The following is a 302-nucleotide window of genomic DNA, read 5'->3' on the forward strand; positions in this document are numbered from 1 at the left end:
GTACGAAGGTACGCTAGGTACGGTCGGAAATCGTGCTGATAGTGCAATGGCATAAGCGTGCTTAACTGCGAGACCGACAAGTCGAGCAGGTGCGAAAGCAGGTCATAGTGATCCGGTGGTTCTGTATGGAAGGGCCATCGCTCAACGGATAAAAGGTACTCTGGGGATAACAGGCTGATACCGCCCAAGAGTTCATATCGACGGCGGTGTTTGGCACCTCGATGTCGGCTCATCTCATCCTGGGGCTGTAGCCGGTCCCAAGGGTATGGCTGTTCGCCATTTAAAGAGGTACGTGAGCTGGG

Annotated in this window: 1 rRNA gene; it reads left to right on the forward strand. The window is 54.3% G+C overall.

Annotated features, from left to right (window positions below):
* Positions 1–302: ribosomal RNA gene (locus SB765_RS28860) — 23S ribosomal RNA — on the forward strand; the annotation flags it as partial.

Origin of the sequence: Pseudomonas sp. SIMBA_067 (assembly GCF_046534675.1) — a bacterium.
GTDB classification, from domain to species: domain Bacteria; phylum Pseudomonadota; class Gammaproteobacteria; order Pseudomonadales; family Pseudomonadaceae; genus Aquipseudomonas; species Aquipseudomonas putida.